Source organism: Pirellulales bacterium (assembly GCA_035546535.1).
Classification (GTDB): domain Bacteria; phylum Planctomycetota; class Planctomycetia; order Pirellulales; family JACPPG01; genus JACPPG01.
The window spans coordinates 36,958-55,930 of record DASZWQ010000074.1; the positions used below are offsets into that span (position 1 = coordinate 36,958).

Annotated in this window: 9 protein-coding genes; 3 read left to right on the forward strand and 6 right to left on the reverse strand. The window is 63.8% G+C overall.

Going from position 1 to position 18,973, the window contains the following annotated elements; genetic code table 11:
- Positions 1–111: 111 nt before the first annotated feature.
- The 5 genes from VHD36_10065 to VHD36_10085 all read right to left on the reverse strand — a co-directional run bounded on the left by VHD36_10065 (position 112) and on the right by VHD36_10085 (position 12,807).
- On the reverse strand, positions 112–3,219 hold the full coding sequence (locus VHD36_10065; protein HVU87655.1) for a condensation domain-containing protein: 3,108 nt from the start codon (positions 3,217–3,219) through the stop codon (positions 112–114).
- Between the two features lie 8 nt (positions 3,220–3,227).
- Positions 3,228–7,973 (reverse strand): amino acid adenylation domain-containing protein, encoded by a 4,746-nt coding sequence (locus VHD36_10070; protein HVU87656.1) that lies wholly within the window; start codon positions 7,971–7,973, stop codon positions 3,228–3,230.
- A gap of 10 nt (positions 7,974–7,983) precedes the next feature.
- Positions 7,984–10,233 (reverse strand): AMP-binding protein, encoded by a 2,250-nt coding sequence (locus VHD36_10075; GenBank protein ID HVU87657.1) that lies wholly within the window; start codon positions 10,231–10,233, stop codon positions 7,984–7,986.
- A 44-nt stretch (positions 10,234–10,277) separates the two neighbouring features.
- A complete protein-coding gene (locus VHD36_10080) occupies positions 10,278–11,411 on the reverse strand; it encodes an ABC transporter permease (protein ID HVU87658.1) in 1,134 nt (377 codons plus the stop codon).
- Between the two features lie 358 nt (positions 11,412–11,769).
- Positions 11,770–12,807 carry a S49 family peptidase gene (locus VHD36_10085; protein ID HVU87659.1) on the reverse strand — a complete coding sequence of 346 codons (1,038 nt, stop codon included), beginning with the start codon at positions 12,805–12,807 and terminating at the stop codon, positions 11,770–11,772.
- A 253-nt stretch (positions 12,808–13,060) separates the two neighbouring features.
- Between VHD36_10085 and VHD36_10090 the strand changes: the two genes are divergently transcribed.
- The gene (locus tag VHD36_10090; GenBank protein ID HVU87660.1) at positions 13,061–13,807 is read left to right on the forward strand and encodes a 4'-phosphopantetheinyl transferase superfamily protein; all 747 of its coding nucleotides are present in this window, start codon (positions 13,061–13,063) and stop codon (positions 13,805–13,807) included.
- A 644-nt stretch (positions 13,808–14,451) separates the two neighbouring features.
- On the opposite strand, the gene VHD36_10095 is transcribed toward VHD36_10090, so the two are convergent.
- Positions 14,452–15,051, reverse strand: coding sequence for a LemA family protein (locus VHD36_10095; GenBank protein ID HVU87661.1), 600 nt, complete (start codon positions 15,049–15,051; stop codon positions 14,452–14,454).
- Positions 15,052–15,464: 413 nt separating this feature from the next.
- On the opposite strand from VHD36_10095, the gene VHD36_10100 reads away from it, so the two are divergent.
- Together VHD36_10100 and VHD36_10105 are read left to right on the forward strand one after the other, a co-directional pair.
- Positions 15,465–15,836, forward strand: a complete 372-nt coding sequence (locus VHD36_10100; protein HVU87662.1) for a BlaI/MecI/CopY family transcriptional regulator — start codon at positions 15,465–15,467, stop codon at positions 15,834–15,836.
- Positions 15,837–15,848: 12 nt separating this feature from the next.
- The coding region (locus VHD36_10105) for a M56 family metallopeptidase (protein HVU87663.1) at positions 15,849–18,973 on the forward strand (3,125 nt) is incomplete at its 3' end.

Here is an 18,973-nt window from a genome sequence, read left to right on the forward strand (position 1 = left end):
AACAATCTAGCGAGGAGCGGCGAATAGAGAAGCCGAATCGTCGCGTGGGGTCGCACCGCTTCACTAAATGAAGCGCGGCCAGAGCCACTGCATGCCGTGTCATGCGCGTTCTCACGTCGCGGCGCAGAAACCCTCAGGAACCGCGGGAGAATGGCCCACGACGGCACTGCCGCGCCGTGAAAGATACGGCCGCAGAACATTTGCTAGCTTCGCGACGGCCGGCGGTTCGAGCATCGTGAGATGGCCGCCCGGCACTTCGACGGTCGTGAGGCCGCCCTGGGCCCACGGGCCCCAACCCAGATCCGGATCGGCGTGCATCGGCGTAGATTGCTCGGTGGCGCGGATGACGAGCAAGGGGGCGGAGAGCGGCTGCGGTCGATACTCCACGACAGCTCGCATGTTCGCCTCGAAGACGTCAAAGACGGCGCGAGCGCCGTGGGGCGTGGCGCCGGCCAGCAAGATCCGTGCGTTTGCGGCCCGCTCTTGAAAGTACTCGACTTGTTTATCGATCGGCAGGTCGCGCAGCCGCCGCAATGTCGCGGCATCCTCGCCGGGAAACATCATTTGCAGCAGCGGCACGAGATCGTTCTCATCGAACTGCCGATCGGCGCTGGGAATGCCGGCATCGATCAGTCCGACCAGCGCGACTTCGTCTCCCTGGTCGCGAAGCTGTCGCGCGACTTCAAAGGCGATGACGCCGCCTGTGGACCAGCCGCACAAGCGATAGGCTCCCGTGGGCTGGATCGATTGAATGGCGCGGACGTAGTCCGCGGCCATGCTCTCGATCGAATCCTGCGGTGCTTCGGTCCCGTCGATACCCCGCGCTTGAATCCCGTAGAGCGGCACGTCGGCGTCGAGCTGTTGCGCCAACTCCAAATAGCAAAACACGGTGCCGCCCGCCGGATGGATGCAAAACAGCGGCGCTTGTGTTCCCTGCGACCGGATGGGTGCGACCAAATTGCTGGCGCCGGCAGGGGGCGCTTGCCGCAGCAGCCGCGCGAGATGCTCGACCGTTGGCTCTTCGAAGAGAGCGGCCAAGGGCAATCGTCGGCCGAATTCCTCGCCCATGCGGGCGAGCAACGCCACGGCCAGGCTGGAATGCCCGCCGAGTTCCAGAAAGCTATCGGTAACGCCGACCGGTTCCACGCCCAAGACTTGCGACCAGACGTTCGCCACGCGCTGTTCCCAGATATCGCGCGGCGCCACGTAGGGATGTACGGAATCGGGGCGAGGCGACAAGGCAGGGGGGAGCAACGCCGTGTCAATCTCGCCTGTTGCGATGCGGGGCAATTTGTCGAGAGCGACCCAGGCGGTAGGTATCATCGCCGCCGGCACGCGGTCGGCCAGGAAGCGACGCGCCTCTTCGATCACGAGCGCGTTGCGATTCTGGATGAGGGCCATGGCTGTATTCGCCGCGGGCACCACATAAGCCGCCAGGCGGCCTGCTCCCGCGCGGTCGGTATAACCAATCGCGGTGGCGTCATGGATCGAAGGACAGAGTCGTAGTATCGCGGCGACTTCCCGCGGATCGAACCATGTTCGCCCGATCCGCATCGTCTCGCGCGATTCGACCGGCGCCTCGTTTGCAGGACACTCGACGCCGCGACACCAGGCTGGGCCCAAGTATTCGATTTCGCCGTCGGGTTGACGGGCCGCATGGTAGCCGGTGTCGCGAAGCATTCGTACCCCGCGCGGATCGAGCGGGTCGACTATACAATCGTGTCGTGGTTGTCCGCCGCGGATCGCCGTGGCGGCGGTGCGAGGCTTCGCGGCGATCCACAGCCGGCCGGGCATGCCTAGCGGAGTTGGCTGCCGCGCGGCGTCTAAGACGCGCAGGCTGGGTACTTGCTCGTCGAGGCAATCCAGCAATTCCAATTCACCGCGTTCGACTAGCGCCAGTTCACGGACGCGCGCCTCGGGCCGCAGGGCAATGCCGCGGAGCAGCACGGCGACTTGATCGAGCAATCGCGCCGCAATCTCGTCGCTGTAGATTTGGCGGTCGTACAACAATCGCAGCATGAACTCCCGCCCCGGTAGAACGACCAGCGTCAGTGGAAATGCCGACGTGGTCGTACCATGCACGCGGCTGACAGCGATGTTCGCGACCGTGAACTCTTCGACGGCATGGAGCGGGTAGTTCTCGTAAACCACCAGCGAATCAAACAGTCGGCCAGCGCGGCGTCCCGCAGCTTGGGCGATCCGCTCCAGCGAACAATGCTCGAACGGTTGCGTCTCGACTTGCAACTCGTTCAGGCGCTTCGACAAGGCCATCACCGGTTCGTCGAGCGATACGGCCGCTCGACGCAGTACATTATTGGCAAATGGGCCGACGATCGTGTCGACATGGGGCACCTCGTGGGGGCGCCCGGAAACGGTGACGCCGAACAATACGTCGTCGCACGCGGCATGCCGTGCCAAGAGGATCGCCCAGGCGGCTTCGACCAGGGCATTGGTGCCGACGCGCGCCGCTTGGGCTCGTTGGGCCAGTCGCGCGCTTTCGATGGCCGAGAGCCGTAGTTCGCAGGCGGCATGACCGTCGTTCGCGCCGGACGTGGACGCGTCGCCGATCGGCAGCGGCGTGACGCCGACGCTACCTCGCAGTTGTTCCCGCCAGAAACTTCGAGCGGCCGCTTCATCCTGGGCGGTAAGCCACTTCAGATAGTCGGCAAACGAGGGGGCGGGTGCGGCGGGGTCCGTTTGGCCCGCCGCCAATTCCGCGTAACGCTCGAACGCCTCGCGCAGCACGATGCCGGCGCACCATCCATCAGAAACCAGGTGATGGCAGGTCCAGACGAACAGCCATTCCCGGTCGCTCAACCGCGCCAGATCACAGCGCGAGAGTGGCGGCCGCGTGAGGTCGAAGCCGGCCGCGCGCGTTGCGCGCAGCAGCATCTCGCGTAATTTCCGTTCTTCGGTCGGCGTTTGCTGCCGCCAATCGTGCTCGTTCCAGGGTAATTCGACGGTGCGACGCACCACTTGCAGCGGCTTCTTCAAGCCTTCCCAGGCAAAGCCGGTGCGCAAGAGCGCGTGCCGCGCGGCGACGTCGTCCCAGGCGTGGCGAAACATTGCGGCATCGAGCGATCCACTAATCGTGCAATGAAACTGCACCGTAAGGAGCTCCGACCGCGGATGGGCGAGTGCATGCGCGAGCATTAGCTCCTGCAGCGGCGCCAGCGGCCAGATGTCGCTCACGTTCTTCATGGCATTTTGAGCTTGCATCGATTTCGCTAGCCTCGTGCCAGCAGTTGTTGCAATGCGTCGAATTCCGATTGATCGACGTTGGCCAAGGGGAAGTCGCTGGCCGACGCCGCCTGCGCGTCCGCTTCGCCGCAACTTTCCACCAGGGCCCGCAGTGCGGCCAGATATTTCGCCGCCAAGCGCTCGATCGTTGCCTGACGATGCCAGGCATGGCTGTAATGCCACGCGACCTGCAACTGCCCGTCGCGCACGACGGCAATAATTTCCCACACATGCCGCCGCCGCGAGCGCGGGCTTACGAGCGGCCCCGGCGATTCGGGGGCGAGCGTGAAATACGTGTCGGACGCGAGTGTATTGTCCAGGTTGCCGAGGAAGTTGAAACAGACTTCCGGCTGGCCGACGTTGGCCAGTTGCTGCTGCGTGTCGCGATCAGTCGACAACCAGCGCAGCATGCCGTATCCCAGTCCTGCCTGAGGGACCGCGCGAAACTGCTCTTTTACCGAGCGGACCAGAGCGCCGAGGGACCCGCCCGGCGGCACCTCGAACCGCGCCGGATAGAGCGCGGTGAACCAACCCACGGTGCGCGACAGGTCGACGTCGGCGAATAAGTCTTCGCGGCCGTGCGATTCGAGATTGATATGCAACGGACCGCTGCTGCAATAATCGCGCAGCACCTGCACGAGCGCGGCCAAAAGCAACTCGTGCGTTCGCGCGCGGTAGGCCGCCGCGGCGTCGTGCAGCAAACCCTCGGTCGTGGCCGCGTCAAGCGTTTTACGAATCACACCGGCCGAAGCAACGAGGTTCTCCCCCTCGTGCCTTTCCCGCGCCAGTGGCTTCACGCGATCCGCGGTCGCGAGCCATAGGGCGCGCTGGCTGCGCACGTCGTCGCTATCGGCCAACTGGGTCAGGCGGCGCGACCATTCGACGACCGGGGTCGTCTTCGCGGGCAGTTGGACCGGCAAGCCCGCAGCCAATTGGTGGCAAACGAGATCCAGATCGGCGAGCAGAATGCGCCAACCGACCGCATCGACGACCAGGTGGTGCATCACGCACAACAAGCGCGCCGGCTGCTCCGCACCGCAATCGAAATATACGAAGCGCGCTACCGGTCCGTGAGCCAGGTCGAGCCCCACTTGTGCCGTTGCCGCGGCATGCTCGATGGCGACCGATTGCTCGGGCTCGTTGAGGCGCGCGAGGCGGATCACTTCCAGAATCGGTTCCGACGCCGGCGGCGCGATCTCTTGCGACCAGATGCCGCTAGCATCGCGTTCGTAACGGGCGCGCAACTGGTCATGGTGCGCGAGAATTTCTTGCAGGGCCTGCTCAATGATTTCTGGCGTGGCTTGCGATGAAACGGCGAGCATCACCGCCTGGTTATGATGATGCGGATCGACCTCGGCGAGCGCGAAAAATTCGTGCTGGATCGGCAATAGCGAAACCGGCCCGATCACAGGTTCCTGCGGGGCGCACGTGACAGGCGCTGCGAGAGCGACGCGGGCCAACTCGGCGATCGTTTGATTCTGAAACAGTTGCTTGGGTGTGATCTTCCAGCCGGCGGCGCCCGCTCGGGCGACGACCTGGATGCTGCGGATCGAATCGCCGCCCATATCGAAAAAATTGTCGTGGATACCGACTTCGCTTCGGCCCAGCACTTCGGTCCAAATCTTGACCAGGACCCGCTCGGCGTCCGTTGTCGGTGGCGCCATCGGCGGGCGTTGCTCACAGCGACCCCACGATGGATCCGGCAGCGCAGCGACATCGATTTTCGCGCATGACAGCCGCGGCAATTCGGCAAGAACCACCAGCGCTGCCGGCAGCATGTGGCCCGGCAGTCTCGCCGTGAGAAACTCGTGGAGTTCTGTTTCGCGAACGAGCGGTTCGCCGCAGCCGACATAAGCGGCCAGGCGCCGACTGTCGCCTGGCCCGCGCGGTACGACGATTGCTTCGCGCACTTGCGGATGCAACTGCAACACCGCTTCGATCTCAGCTGGCTCGACGCGATAGCCGCGCACTTTGAGCTGCCGGTCGACGCGCCCCAGAAACTCGATGTTGCCGTCGGCCAGATAGCGCACCAGGTCGCCCGTGCGATACATGCGGGCGTCTGACCCGCCGACAAAGGGATCGACCAGGAAACGCTCGCTGGTCAGTTCCGGCCGGCGAAGGTAGCCGCGTGCCACGCCCGCGCCGCCGATGTACAGTTCACCCGGCACGCCGAGGGGGAGCGGTTGCTGAAACTCGTCGAGCACATAGAGTCGCGTGTTGGCGATCGGGCGACCGATGGGCAATACGCTCGACGCCGTGGCCGGCAGCCCGTCGGCCGGATCGAACAGCGTGCTCGTGATCGTGACCTCGGTGACTCCGTAGGCGAACAGAAAGCGACAGGCATCGCCGGTTGCGGCGCGCCAGCGTTCGACTTGTTCGGTCGCGATGCTGTCGCCGCCGACAATAACGGTTTTCAGATGCCGGGTTGCGGCCCCAGCGGACTTTGCCGTTTCGTCGACGAGCGAAGACCACACGACCGCCGGCAAGTGGAGCACATTAACCCCCTGCTCGCGCGACCAATCGAGCAGGACGCGCCCCGACAACTCGGCCGGCGAAGGATGCATGTGCAACGTCGCGCCACTACTGAGCGTGGGGAAGATCTCTTCCACGGCCGCGTCGAAGCTGAGTGAGAGATATTGCAACAGCGCGTCGCCGGGCCGCAATGCGGCACGCCGCGCCAACTCGGTCGCGTGATTGACCAGCCCACGATGCGGGACCTCGACCCCCTTGGGCTGCCCGGTCGATCCGGACGTGTAAATGATGTAGGCAACGTCGTCAGGCCGGGCGTTCGGTGGCAGTGTCGCTTCGCTGAATGCGGCAATTTTCTTGGCGTCTGCGTCGACGAGAATCCGCTGATAGTCTCCTGGCGGCAGGCATGACGAGACCTCGGAATCGGTCACGACGATTTGCAATCGCGCGTCCTCGATCATGGCCGCGCGACGCGCTTGCGGATACAGCGGATCGATCGGCAGATAGCCGGCACCGGCCTTGAGTATCGCCAGGATTGCGACAATCACCTCGGGCGAGCGACCGAGACACACGCCAACGGGCACATCGCTCGTGACACGTCGTTGGATCAAGTAGCGTGCGAGCTGGTTGCTGCGACATTCGAGCTGCTGGTAAGTGACCTCTTGCTGTTCGAAGCGGAGGGCAATCGCGTTCGGCGTACGCTGCGCCTGTTCGACGAACAGTTCATGAATGCACCGACGATCGGGAAAAGGAACCGCCGTCGCGTTCCAGTGTTCGAGCTGTTGCCGCTTTGCGGCGGCCGACAGCAGCGGCAGCTCGAAGACCGCACAATCGCGGTTGCTCACGATGGCCGTAAGCAGGACGCGGTACGCTTCGAGCATGGCGTCGATCGTCGTGGGCGCGAACAAGTCCGTATTGTAAACCAGCGACAAGTCAAGCCGGTCAGGATGCTCGTCGACGTTCAAGGTCAGGTCGAAATTCGAAACCGGCGCGTGATCGAAACTGTTGTCCGTAATCGTCAGGCCGGCAACCTGTCGCGGCGCGAGCGGAATGTTCTGCAAGACAAACATCACTTGCACGAGCGGACTGCGGCCGAGGTCGCGCTGGGGCATCAGTTCTTCAACCAGGCGCGAAAACGGCAGCTCCTGGTGCTCGTAGGCGTCGAGCATCGTCGCGCGCAGTTGTTTCAGAAAGTCGCGAAAGCCGAGATCCTTCTCCAGCCGGCCGCGGATCACTAGCGTATTGACGAAAAATCCGATCAAGCGTTCGAGCTCGGGACGCGTCCGGCCGGCGATTGGCATACCGACGCACACGTCATGCTGCCGCGCGTACCGAGCAAGCAATACCTGAAACGCGGCGAGCAACACCATACAAAGCGTGCCATTTTCCTCGGCGGCCAGGCGGCGAAGGTCTCCGACCAGAGGGCCGGTCAGGCGGAGCCGTCGCGTGGCGCCGCGATAAGCCTGCACCGCCGGACGCGGATAATCGAGCGGCAGCGCCAGCGGGCCGGGCAACTCGGTCAACTGCTCGCGCCAATATTGCAGGTGTGCCGCGGTCACCGGGTCGCCGGCCGCTTGGCGCTCGCGAATCGCATAATCGCTGAACTGCAGCGGCAGCTCCGGAAGCACGTGTTTGCGCCCGGCGCGGAGCGCCGCGTATTGTTCGGCGATTTCTTGCCGCAGCACGGCCAGCGACCAGCCGTCGCAGATGATATGGTGCAGCGTCAACAGCAGCACGTGCTCGTCACGTGCCAGACGCACCAGCCGAGCGCGGATCAACGGGCCATGCGCGAGATCGAAGGGACGTACCGCTTCGGCCGCCTGGGCTTGTGCCAGCGCTTCGTCACGTGCCGGTCCCGGCACCGCCGAGAAATCGTCGCGCGCGAGCTGGAACCGGATCGTGGGGCAAACGATCTGCTCCGGCCTGTCCGCGACCGCGCGAAATACGGTGCGCAGCGCCTCGTGCCGTTGGATCACGGCGTGCAGGGCCGCAGCCAGCAGATCAGCGTCGAGTTCGCCCGCCAAACGCGTGGCGATGGCGACATTGTAGAACGGGTTGCCCGGTTCGAGCTGATCCAAGAACCACAACCGCTCTTGACCGAACGACAAGGGGACCGGATCGCTCGGGTCGCGGCGCGGGCAATCGACGGCCTTCGGCGCCTGTTTCTCGGCCTGTAGTCGTAACAGCAGCGCGCGCTTGGCCGGTGAGAGCGATGCGAATCGCTCAGGCGAAATAACCATTGAGGGCGAAGCGGACTCTGTCATTGGGCAATCGTTAGCGCGGCGGCGAGCTTTGAGTGAAATCGGTCGGCGGCTCCACGAGCAGCATGTAGTTGCCCGGCGACGCAATGCCCGGCGCGGACGGGGCCACGCGCATCGTCGACTTTTCGGTGTGCGCCAGGATCGCCGCAGCCTCTTCGTCGGACATGCTGTCGAGGTATTCCAGCAATTCGGCATCGCGCGAGCGGTAGAAGTTGACTTGTGCTGATATGACCTCAGCCAGCTGCGCGATCGTCGGGCAATCGAACAGTTTCGACAGCGGCAGCGGCTGGCCCACAAGCGGGCCGAGGCGGCTGGCCAGTTGCGTGGCCAAAAGGCTGGTTCCTCCCAGATCGAAGAAATTGTCGTTTACGCCGACACGGTCGTGACCCAGCACCTCGGCCCAGATGCGCGCCAGCTCTTTTTCGAGCGGGTTGCGCGGGGCGACGTAAGACGAAGCCGGCAGCGGGTTGGCAATCGTGTCCGTGCAATACAGCACGTCCAGCTCGCCACTTTCGAATTGTTCTCGGCAGGCGCGTCGCTGCAGCTTTCCGCTGGTGGTCTTGGGAATGGTGCCGACGCGAATGAGCGCCACGGTATCGACCGCGAGTTCGTAGGCGTCGAAGATCGCGCGGCGGATGGCCTGTGAGACTTCCTCCAGGTCGGTCTTCGCGGGGCGCAGCACCTCTTGCACGATCACCAGGCGTTCGCGCTCGCTCGTGTCGATCGAAAAGGCCACGGCCGAGCGGGCTTTAATCGCCGGATGGCAACCCTCGACCGCCTGTTCCAAATCCTGCGGATGGAAGTTGCGACCGCGAATGATGATCAGATCCTTCGCGCGGCCACTGATGAACAGCTCGTCGCCGTCGAGAAATCCCAGATCGCCCGTACGCAGGAACGGACCCTCTCCGTCGGTGGTGAAGGCGTGGAAGGTGGCGACGGTTTCTTCCATGCGATTCCAATAGCCCGCGGCCACGTTGGGGCCGCTGACCCAGATTTCTCCTACTTCACCGGTGCTCAGTCTGCGGCGCGAATGCGGATCGACGATGACGAGTTTCTGATCGGCAGCCGGCTGACCGCAACCGACGAGCGTGCGCGCCTTCGGTGATTTTCCGGGCACGAACACCGCGCGATTTTCGGCCAGTTGCTCGGCGTCGAAGCTGCGCACCGTGACGTCGTGCTTGGGGGGCGTGGCCGTGATCAACAGCGTGGCTTCGGCCATGCCATAGCACGGGGAAAAAACCCGCCGACGGAAGCCGCATTCGGCGAACGCTTCGACGAAACGCTCAATCGTCGTGGCGCGCACCGGTTCGGCGCCCGACAGAGCCAACTGCAACGAGCTCAAATCGAGCGTGCGGCGTTCCTCGGGCTTGATCTTGCGCACGCACAAGTCGTATGCGAAGTCGGGGGCGGCGATTGTCGTCGCGCGATAGTCGGACACCGCCTGCATCCAGCGCAGCGGTTGCTGAAAGAAGGCCAGCGGAGACAACATGACGTTGCGCCGACCGCTATACCAGCATTGCAGGATGCCGCCGACGAGGCCCATGTCGTGATAGGCGGGCAGCCAGGTGCAGGCGATGGCATCCTCGACGTCGAGCAGTTGTTCCATCTGCGCCAAATTGGCCAGCACGTTGCCGTGGCGAACCAGCACACCCTTGGGCGTTCCGGTCGAACCCGAGGTGTATTGCAAGAAGGCGGGCGCGTCGCGGTCGAGTTGCGGCGCGCTCCAATTCTCGGCCATGCCGAGGTCGATTTCATCGCTGGGGACGATCTGGCCGAGCCCCGGCACTTGACCCAAGAGCGCGCCGGCCCACGCCAGGTCGGACGACGTGCCTAGCAGAATCTCGGCTTGTGCGTCGACGACGATTGCCTCCAGACGCGGCAATGTGCGCGCGACGCGCGTGGGATCAGGAGCAAAAACAGGTACAGCCACCACTCCGGCATACATGCAGCCGGCCAGCGCCGCCAGGTAGTCGAGCCCCGTGTCATACATCAACAGCACACGATCGAGCGGCCGGCAGCGCTGCTGCAAATGCGCGGCGATCGCGCGGGCCTGCTGGTCAAGTTCCGCGTAAGTGCGATCGCAGGGCGCGGCGGTATCGTCGCCGGCCAGGAACGTGAACGCGACGCGCTGGCCGTGTTCCGCGGCGCGGCGGCGAAAGATCTCGACCAGGTTCGCCGCGCGAAGGCCCGCTACCCCGGCGCCTTGCGCAGGGAATCGCGATTCCTCGGCGGCCGTCGCATCATTGACAATTCCGTCGTTCATCGGAGGCAAGAACTAAAAAGGGGGTAAATGTACTGGCGGTGTATTCAACCCTGGCCACGCAGAGCCACGGTAGGGAGTAATTGGGCGGCGCGGATCGCGGGGTAAATCGCCCCCAAGATGCCGATGAGGACGGCAATGCACAGCCCTTGCACGATGACGCCCGGCGCCACGTAGCCGCTGACGAGTCCAGCGGTCGTCGGTGCGCGGCTTAACAGTTGCGTCATACCAAGAGCAAGTAATGTGCCAATGACGCCGCCGGCAATGCTCAGCAAACCCGCTTCGAGGATGATCATTCGCACGATGCGCCCGCGGCGCCAGCCGATCGCGCGCAGAATCCCGATTTCGCTCGTGCGCTCGAACACCGATACGATCATCGTGTTCAACATGCCCACGGCGCCAATCACCAAGGCGATCGCCGAGATGCTCCACGCCATGGCGCTGGCGATTTGAATCTTGCTGTCGGTCGCGACGTAGTTCTCCGTCGCCATCGCCGAGACGCCGACTCCCAGGCCATTGATCGCCTGCACGACGTCGGGCACAGCATCCGCGCCGCTTGCGCGGTCGACGCGTACGTTGAAGGCCGTTACCTGGTGCGACTGGTCGAGCATCCGCTGCAGTTCGACGAGCGGCACGATCATCGCGCCATTTTCGAAGATGTTGCCGCCGTCGTAGATGCCGACGATGCGGAAGCGCTCGTTCTCGTAGATTTCGATTTCGTCGCCGACGGATTTGCCCAGGTTCGCCGCTAAGATGCGGCCCAACAGCGCGACCTTTTTGTCCTCGGGACCAAAGCCCGTTCCGGCCGAAAGCGTACGCCCGCGGTCCAGGGCACCGGTCGGCTCGAGCCCCTGCACGACGACGCCCACGGGGCCCAATTCTTCGAGCGAGACGACGTCCAAGAGCACCGGTTCGACGGCCGTGACGTGGGGAATCGTGGCGATCTTTGCGCCGATCCCTTGGTCCAACTCGCTGGTCATGCGATCGGCGGAGCGGCCGCGCACCACCACGACGTCGACGCCGTGCGCCTGGTACATGTCGAGGAAGGATCGTTTGAAACCGTCGGCGATGCCGACCAGCGCCACCACGGCAGCCACGGCGACGGCCATGCCCGTGACCGTCAGGGCCGAGCGGATGCGTCGACGTGCGATGTTCTTGTAGACGAGGCTGATCAATCGCATCGGCGGGGGCCAATCAAGGCGATAGAAGTTCCGCAGTTACCGCAGACTATCTCTCTGGCAAGATCGGACGCGAATCGCGGCCGATGCAGCAAATGCACCGGAGAACCAGCTGATTTTCGAATGCGCTCGGTGACGCTGATGTTCCTACGGGTTTTAGCGGCGAGCAGGCAAAGCGACGGTGTGTCCTCGCCCGTATAAACAGCAAATCCGGCACCGTGCGCGGGCGCAGTGCCCAGGAAATGGGGCCGGAATCACGCGCCCGGCGGCAGACTCGCGGGCGGACGGCAAGACCTTCGGGATAGAACTTACCAAGGGCCGAAGTGGTCAATTGCCGGCCAAGCAGCGCGCGGCGCAGCCACTAACGCCCCGTCAGGCGTTCCATCGTAGGCTCTGGCTGCCAAAGGTAGAGAAACGTCGGCAGTCGGGCGCGCTCCAGGCCGGGCATGCTGATCGGCAGGAAGCTGCTTTGAATCGGCACGTTTGCCGTGACGTCGTAGGGGGTCCGTGCGCCATCATTGGGGCGATGCAGGAGGACGAGCGCCGCGCCGGGCGCGCCTCCCATTTGCCCCGCCATTTCCGCGGCCTGATCGAGATAGCCGATCGTGTCGACCAGGCCCGCCGTAAGCGCTTGCTGCGCCGTGAAAACGCGGCCGTCAAAGAGATCGGGCGAGGCATGGGCCAGTTGCGGGCGCCGCTCGATAACGATCTTCCGAAATCGTTCGTGGAACTCGTTCGCCATGCGTTGCAGAATGGCGCGGGCCTCTTCGCTTTGCGGCTTGATCGGCGTGCCCAGGTCGACATTCTCGCCCGCTTTGATCGGCGTGCCCACGACGTTGAATTGCCCCATGGCATCTTCGAGGTTGTACAGGTTCAAAATCACGCCGATGCCGCCGGTGACCGTCGTAGGATGCGCCACCACATGATCGGCGGCCGTCGACAGGTAATACGCCCCGCCGGCGCCCACGTCCATCAGGCAGGCAATCACCGGCAGGTGCGTGCGGGCTTTAAATTCCTGCAGGTCGTGCCACATTACGTCCGAGGCCGTGACGCCGCCGCCGGGGCTATTGATGCGCAGAACCAGCCCTGCGTAGCAGCCCGAACTCGCCACGCGATCGAGCTTCTCACGAAACAGTGCGACGGGATTTTCTCCGTCGCTTAGGAGCCCTGTCATCGGCTGATTTACGAGCAGACCGTCGACATCGATCAGCGCGATCTGCCGATCGACGCCCGGAGCGCCGCGCGTGACGGGAATCACGGCCAGCCGTTGCATGGCGCGCAAGCTGGGCGTATCCATCGTGACGCGATTGTTCGTCACGATCTGCACCGGGTGCTTGCAACCGGCGGTCCAGTAAAGAAGTGCCAGGCAAATCGCCCAGCCGACGCGCCGCCTGTCCATCCGATAACCATCCCTGGCCGAAGAGATTGGCGGCGGATTCCTTTCCGCAGCGCACAATGACCCACTGCTGGTATCGGTAGCGCGGAACATCACACAATAGCGGGCCACGAGGCGCAAACCTGCTGCGACCGGTCGCCAGGCCGGTTTCGCCGAGAATGTGCTAATCTGTATCGATCGCGCCTATTATGCGGACAAGCGACAAATTGCTGGATCACGGAAAGTGCCGGCTGGAATCCGGGATGGGAATCTCTCGATGATCGATCCCTACCAGCGGCCGCACGATCACCCGTCGCTCGCAGTCGGTGTCGCGCACGTGTGGCGAGCGGCCATCGATCCGGCGCCAGCAGACTTTGCTGCGCTCTCGGCAACACTTTCGGCTGACGAGCGTGCCCGCGCGGCCCGTTTTCATTTTGACCGCGACCGAAATAAGTACGTCGCGGCCCGCGGCATTCTGCGGCGGCTGTTAGCGCGGTACACGGGCAACGATGCGGCCGGACTATTGTTTCGTTACGGTCCGCGCGGCAAGCCCGAGCTTGATGGTGGTGGCGTCGCACAGGCGGTGCAGTTCAATGTCTCACACCGCGGCGGCTTTGCGCTGTACGCGTTTGTGATGGCGCGCGAGGTCGGCGTTGATGTCGAGTTCGTTCGCGAAGTGTCCGAGGCCCGAGCGATTGCCCGGAACCATTTCACGCCGGCCGAGATTCGACTGCTGGAATCGGCGGCGGACGAACGAGCTGCGCAGGAGCGCTTCTTTCGCTTGTGGACGCGCAAGGAAGCGGTGATCAAGGCGGTCGGTACGGGGTTGTCGATGCCGCTGGATGAATTCGACGTGAGCTCCGAGCAATCGGATTCTGCGCCCGACAATAGCTGGCGCAGTATCCCTGTCCCGGCCCGCCCGGAAACCGCGTGGGCGGTATGCGATATACCGGTGGTGGACGGTTATCGCGGTGCGCTGTGCATCGCGGGCGAGTCGGTTGAGATACGCTTCTTTTCGGTGTAGTCGACATTCTTTGAAGCCCTCACCCGGCCCTATCCCTGACAGGGAGAGGGTTTTTTGGCCGGGCGCGAATTATTCAATGAGTGGAATTATTCAACGCGCAAAACGTAGTTCGCGTTGCCGGCGGAATGAAGCGTGGCTGGAGGCGCGGTACGAACGGAACTGGCGACCGAAGAGACGGATGGCGCGCTTGCGCGGTGATGAATGCAGGCGGGGGCCCGCCGCTCTCATCCCTGCTAGCCGAAAGGGCCGCGTGGTGGAGCGATCGAGGTGCACGAACGGCTCGCCCGGCAGTGCGGAACGTAGTCCCCAATTTTACCGGCCGAGCTGGCCTGATTTCGAGAGGCGACTACGAAATAGCGCTCGTGTTGTTGCGCCCCGTCAGCGATTCACGGTCTGCCTGGGTTTTCAGGGCGTGGAACGTCATGCAACGGAATACGGGGGGGGCACGGGCGCGAGTTTTGACCCCGCAGGGTCCTGGTCATGTGGCCGTCGACGCAAACCCACGGTGATCGTCCGGCAAGGCAATCGTAATCCCCGGAAGGGGCGACATGGCGCATGCCCCGGCGATCAACGTCGCCCCTGCGGGGCTCGAATTCGTTCCATAGCTGTGCCGCCTGAGGGCACTCGCAGACCCATTCTGTCGATCAGCTCTTTGCGGCCGGCTCGGGGGTGTTGAAGTCGACCTTCGGCGCTTCCTTGGCTTCTTCGGGCGGTTTGAAGTATTCGGCGTTCTTCACGCCGGCCAGCATCGCGTACAAGTTGCTGGGAAAGCGGCGGACGAAGACGTTCATCGTTTCGACCGATTCGTTGTAGCGCTTGCGCTCGACGGCCAGCCGGTTCTCGGTGCCCGCCAGTTCGTCCTGTAACTTCAAGAATGATTCGTTGGATTTGAGCTCGGGATATTTTTCTTGCAGGAACAAGAGACGCGACAAGGCCCGTTCGACGCCGTTGGCCGCTTCGGCTTTCTCGGCGACGGTGCCGGAATCCTTGGCCTGAAAGTATGCCTTGCGCGCGTCGGCGATGCCGAGGAAGATCTTTTGCTCCTGCGCGGCGATCCCTTTCACCGTCTCGACCAGGTTGGGAATCAGGTCGTAGCGGCGCTGCAATTGATTCTCGACCTGGGCCCAATGCTGCTTCACGCTCTCGTCGAGGGTCATCGCCTCGTTATAGCCCTGGTAGGCGCAGCCGCCGACGGCCAGGGCCACGATCAAAAGTCCCAGAGCTGCCATGGGTAGGATCTTCATCGGAATTCCTCGAGCGTGAGTGCGGGATGCGTCGTGCTGTTGAATTCTAATACTTACTCGGCGAATAAGCAGCAGTCGCAATTCTCATTCACGGCCTTTCCCTCTGAAAATGGGGGGCTGTGCAGCCGGGACGGCCGCACCACAACTTTTGTCGCATCGGCATTTTGTGGTGCAGGCGTCTCGCCTGCATCGGTACGCAGCATGAAAAACTGAACCGCCAAGCCGTTTCCTCGACGTGTCTGGATGGGAAACCGCCCGGCGCTGGGGTCGGAGAATTCTGCAGGGATTTTGCTTGCGGGCTGTCGTTGTATCTGTTAAATCTAGTCAACTAGATGATAGATGCCGACCGGCCGCCCTCGCGCGGCCGCTCCGCCTAACGGATGTAACCGGCTTTCGCCCGGCAGGAGGAACGAATGACCGTCCGGCTCGGTCGCGTGCAACTGCGGATCATGCAGGTGCTCTGGCAACGGCGGCGCGTCACCGCCAAGGAAATCACGGACGCACTCAACGCCGATGAGCCAATCGCTCACAGCACCGTGCAAACGCTGCTGCGCGGCCTGGAAGTGAAACAGGCCGTGGGGCATGACGTCGAGGGGCGGACCTTCGTCTTTTTTCCCTTGGTGCGCGAAGGGCAGGTGGCCCGCAGCGTGACGCGCGAGCTGGTCGACCGTGTTTTTGGCGGCAGCGTCAGCGACATGGTGGCCTACTTGCTGAAAAACGAAAAAGTGTCTCCCGAAGAGCTCAAAGAGATTCGCCGTCTGGTCAACGAACAGTCACGCAAATAAGAGGCCTCTGCGATGACGCTGTCGCCCACTTGGATCGGCTTGTTCGAATGGTCGGCCACGATCTGCGAGCTGGCAGGCCACTGGTTCGTGCAATCGACGCTGTTGATCGCGGCCGGACTGCTGGCCGGCAGGTTGTTTGCCAACCGTGGCCCGGCGTTTGCGTCGGCCATTTATCGCACGACGCTCGTCGCGGCATTTTTGTGCCCGATCGTCACCTGGTGTCTCGCGCAATTCGGTATGACGCTCGGCATCACGGCTTTGCCCGAGCTGCGCGTGGCGGCGGTGGAACTGGTGGCGGTGACGCGCATGGTCGAGGCGCCCGCCGCGGCGCCCCCGGTGAGAACCACGCCTTCGGCTCCGCGGGAACCGGCCATTGCACCATTGCACGGGAACGATGTGGCGTCCTCTGCGCCCGACGCGATGATGTCTGCAAGAGGAGGTATGCCCGCCCCCGAGCGCATGCCGGAGGCACCGGTGATGGCGGCAGTTGCACAAGGGCCGGAAGCTGGGGCGCCGGAACCTGCGGCGGCGGAAACCGCGGCTGCGCCAGAGCCGTTCGCCAGCGCCGCACCCACGGTGGAGCTTGTCGAAGTCGTCGAGATGGTGCCGACCACCGTGCTGCGCCCGTGGACAGCGTTGCTCGTCGGTTTCCTGGCCGTTTCGTGGTTGATGATCACCGCGCTATTTCTGCTGCGGGTGGTATTTGCGCATATTCATTTGCTGAGCTTGCGCCGCGCCGCGCATCCGGCGCCGGCCGAGCAGCAGCAGATTTGCTGGCAAGTGGCCGAGAAATTGGGGGTGTGGCCGCCCGTCGTGCTCACGAGCCCGTTTGTCGCGGGGCCATGCCTGGCAGGTGTGATCCGCCCGGCGATTCTGCTGCCGGATGAGCTGCCGGAGCTGCCGCTGGCGACGGTCTTCGTCCACGAGCTCGCGCACTTGCGGCGGCGCGATTGCCTGTGGAATGTCGTGCGGCAAGTGGTTTGCGCGGTCCTCTTCTTTCAGCCGCTGGCGTGGCGCTTGTCGCGCCGGCTGGAAGTGTCGGCCGAAGAGGTGTGCGACGATCACGTCGTCGAGCACGGGGCCGATCGCGGGACGTATGCCGACATCCTGGTCAGCCTGGCCGAGCGCACGCTGCTGCCGGCTTCGTCGGCCGTGGTGCCGCTGGTGACGTTTCGTTCATTGCTGGGGCGGCGCGTGGCGCGGATTCTCGATCGCACGCGGCGATTGTCACTTTCCATCAGCTTGACCGCGCTTGCGCTGATTCTGGCCGGCGGATTGGCCGCGACCTTGGGCACAGGCGTGCTGGGGCCGGCAGGGAGAGGTGTGCCCGCAGGTGCCGAAGCCAATGAGAAAAGTGAGTCGATCGCCGCGGGCGAGAGAGAATCCGCCACCACGTCGTCCGACCGGGAGGCAGATGCCGCGAAAGCCGACGTCGCAACAACAACGGACGGGCCAGCAACCGCTGCCGGCGCGCCGACGGACGACGTCGAGCTGCACTACCGCGGCCGGGTTGTGGATACCGACGATAAACCCGTCGCCGGGGCCAAAATCTTCTTCCACTACTGGCTGCAAGGGGCCGCGCCGCGTGGCGATCTTTCGCCCCTGGCCGTCACGGACGCCGACGGCGCGTTCGATTTCTCGACGAAGACCTCGGACTTCGATCCGCTCTCGGACAACTCGCGATACCTCTGCGGCATCGTCGCCACGGCCGAAGGCTATGGCTTTGCCCACGGATGGTCGATCGCTTTCGAAACGACCGGCGAGGCGCGCAAGCATCTACCGCAACAGGTGCTTGATCACATGAAGAACTACCTGCAGCGCGACCAACTCGACGAACCTCCCGTTCTGCAACTGGTGCGCGATGATGCGCCGCTGGTGGGACAGGTCGTCTCGATCGAAGGCAAGCCAGTCCCCGGGGCGCGGGTCCGCTTGCATGACGTCATGTTGCAGGATGCGGCGAAGGGTACTGCCAATCTCGACGGCTGGGAGCAGGAAGCGCGCGACCCGAAGGCTCGCTTTTATACGCTGCGCAACAATCATGTGCCGGTCGAGATCAACACCTGGCAATTGCCTTCGATCGTGCATGATGTGACGGCCGATGCCGAGGGGCGCTTCACGATGCGCGGCGTCGGGCGCGAACGTGTGGCCGAGTTGATGATCAGCGGTCCGGATATTGAAACCAGCCTCGTCAAGACGCGCACCCGCGGCGGCGAAGTGCTTCGCATCGGTGGTTTTCGCGAGCGCGGAATGGGACGCATCGAGGCTAGCGACACGGTTTATCCGCACAAGTTCACCTTCGCGGCCGGCCCTTCGAAGCCGATCACCGGCCGCATCACCGACGCCGAAACGGGCGCCCCGATCGCGGGCGTACGGGTATCGCTCGGTCAGGTCGGCACGTTCATGAGCTTTGGCAAGCACGACATTACCTCGATGACCGATGCTGATGGTCGCTACCGGCTCGAGGGGCTGGCGCTCGACGACAGCGAGAGCATCATCGTGTGGCCCGCGGCGAAGTCGGGTTACGTGCCGACGGGCGCCCCGGTGAAGCTCGCGCTCGACAAGCCAGCGCCGGAGAAGGATTTCCAGATTCGGCACGGCGTCTGGCTGCGCGGCCAGGCGACCGACAAGGCGACCGGTCGGCCGATTCCCGGACGCGTGCAGTATTTCGCCCGGTCGAACAATCCCCACTTGAAGTCATACCCCGGCCTGGCGAGGTCGCGGATCTCTTACGAAGCGCGCTCTGACGCCGCGGGGCGTTTCGAGATGCCGATCCCGCCCGGCCCGGGCATCGTCACGTACATGGCAATGGATCATACGCGCTATCGCCGCGGACAGGGGGCGGAGTTGGTATCGGACGGCACCGGTATCGGTGGCACGTTTGCGGGGAAGACATACAAGACTGTCCCATCGATGTTGATCGACAGCAATGAAATCATCCTCCGCGAGATCAATCCCTCGGAGGGCGACCAGCAAGTCGAGGTGATGCTGCCGATCGAATCGGGCCTGGACGTCTATGGCAAAATTGTCGACGCACAGGGCAAGCCGGTTGTTGGCGGCCTCGTCGGCAACGCCGTGTTCAACGGCGCCTGGTACACGCACCCGATTCGCGACAATACATTCCACGTCGAGGGCTATTA